This window comes from uncultured Methanobrevibacter sp., from assembly GCF_900314615.1.
In the GTDB taxonomy this organism is placed as follows: domain Archaea; phylum Methanobacteriota; class Methanobacteria; order Methanobacteriales; family Methanobacteriaceae; genus Methanocatella.
In genome coordinates this window covers 1-2195 of record NZ_OMWA01000054.1, presented here as the reverse complement: position 1 = coordinate 2195, position 2195 = coordinate 1, and the positions used below count along the sequence as shown (strand labels likewise).

Below are 2195 nucleotides of genomic sequence, written 5' to 3'. Positions count from 1 at the left end.
AATATCATCAATAGAAGATTGAATATTATCATTATCCACATCTGAAGCACTTACAGCAGAAATGCTTAAAATTATTAGAATAATTGATAATACACAAAACTTACTTAATCTTTTCATAATTTCACCAAACAATATAAATTAAAATTTATTTTTTAACAAATAAAATTTATTAATTATATATTAAGTTTTTTATTTTATTATATATTAATTATTTGATTAGATTGGAAAATGTTGATTATAAAAATAGAAAATATGAAAGATAGTAAAAAATAGTTAATAAATAGATAATAAAAATAGTTAAAAATAATACGAACAAATAAAAAATTCCTAAAAAAAAGTAAAAAGAAAAAAGAAAAAATTTGTATCAAAATTGAAATAATTTTGATCAAACTTTTTCTAAAAGTTTGGAAGAGTTTAGAAAGGACTTGGAAGTCCCATGTTGACTCTTCTTTCGATTTCTTTTCTACCTTTGTCCTTTTTACCGTTAGCTAATTTTTCGAGTAATCCTAAACCAGGTTTTACATCATCCATTGGTTTGGTTTCGATTACTCCAGCTTCAACAGCTGCGGTAAAGATGTCTGCTCCGTTGTCAGTTCTGGTAAATACAGTGGACCAGCCATCTGGGGAACCTACAGATCCAGTAGATACATCAGCTAATTCTGCAACATAGTCGAGACAGATGTTACATCCAGCTTGTTCGTATCCGTGGGTTTCTTTTAATGCAAGTCCAGATTCTTTTTCAGGATCGGTAATCCAGAATTTTCCTTTACCAATGTCCATTTTGTTAACATTGTCTAAGGAAGAGTTCATTTTACCTTCTACGAAGGTTTTTAAGGAATCTCTTGGGAAGTTTTCCATACAGAAAATACCGATGATTAATGCGAGTTTATCTGCTACAAATCTGGTAGCAAATGGGTAGGATTGCATTTTTCTGAGTCCCATAATTTGACAAGGAGTTCCTACAGTTCCGATTTTTTCAAGACCGTATTGTCTTACAGCTTCTTTGAGTCTGATTGCGTTTGGAGAGAAGGTGTATTTGGTACCTGCTGCTGCAATGATTTCTTCTGGAGTCATTGCAATAGTTGGTTCAGGTTTCCATGCGTCTTCAGTATCTCCAGCAACAATAGCTCCTTCAATGATGTTTTCTTCTAAAGCGTAGCATAATAATGCGCTTACGATTCCACCATCTTGTGCGACTTTTTGGATTGCTTTGTCAGTAGCTCTTGCAGATACTACTTCTTTATATGTACCGAATGCCATTTTACTTCCTCCTATAATCCTAAGTCCTTTTTAATTTGTTCAGCAGGGAACCAGGTTCTTGGACAGTGAGTAGTACATGCACCACATTTAATACATCTGTTTTTGTTGTGGGATGGTCTACCTTCTACCATTTCAAGAGCTCTGGTTGGACATGCTAATACACAAGTTCCACAACCAGTACATAATGCTTTGCTTACAACGTTGGTTTGTAAGTCACAACCACATGCTAAGTTGCATGCTGCCATGTCTAACATAGGTTGTAAGTAATCCATGTCACCGTTAATTAATGCAACAACTACTTTTGCAATAATTTCAGGGGATGCTGGGCATCCTGGAATAGCACAATCTACTTTAATTAAGTCAGAAATTGGTACAAATGATTCATGTTTTGGTTGAGCTAATTGTCCACCACGTGCGTAACGGGTGAAACAACCAGTCATAGCACAAGATCCAAATGCGCAAACTAATCCTGATTTTTCTCTTACTTCCATAAGTTCTTTTACACTGTGTTCATCTTGTAAACAGACAGACCCTTCGACTAATGCTAAATCCATTTCAGGCATTTCCCATAAATCTACTAAAGTTGTTCCGTAAACAATGTCCACCATATCAGTGAGTAAGGTTGAGAGAATGTCATAGTTTTCAGTTAATGACATACCGTCTCCAGTACAACCACTCATGTGAATATATCCTATTTTTGGTTTGTCAGCCACTTTTTCAACCTCCTGTGTTGAAGATTCTTTACTTATTTGCTCAGATGATTCTGCTTGTTTTTTAGCCTCTTCTTCAGCTGCAGCATCAGCCGCTTTTTTAGCTTCTTCAGCCGGCTTTGATTGAGCTTCTACTTCGCTTTTAATTTCTTGTTTTAATTTAGCTTTTGCTTCATCATCTTCTGCGTCCGGTTTAGCTTCAAGGCCTAAAAATTTTCTTAATTT

General features: G+C 34.7%; 2 protein-coding genes. Both read right to left on the bottom strand.

All coding sequences use genetic code 11. The features are described from left to right. Positions 1-414: 414 nt before the first annotated feature. Entirely contained in the window at positions 415-1260 is an 846-nt protein-coding gene (gene frhB / locus QZN33_RS11675; protein ID WP_296792883.1) for a coenzyme F420 hydrogenase subunit beta, read from the bottom strand. 11 nt (positions 1261-1271) lie between these two features. After that, a complete protein-coding gene (gene frhG / locus QZN33_RS11670) occupies positions 1272-2009 on the bottom strand; it encodes a coenzyme F420 hydrogenase subunit gamma (protein WP_394347063.1) in 738 nt (245 codons plus the stop codon). Between the last annotated feature and the right edge of the window lie 186 nt (positions 2010-2195).

Bases quoted from the DNA above. Each gene is read 5' to 3' on its own strand.
- frhB (WP_296792883.1), bottom strand. From the start codon at position 1,260: ATGGCATTCGGTACATATAAAGAAGTAGTATCTGCAAGAGCTACTGAC.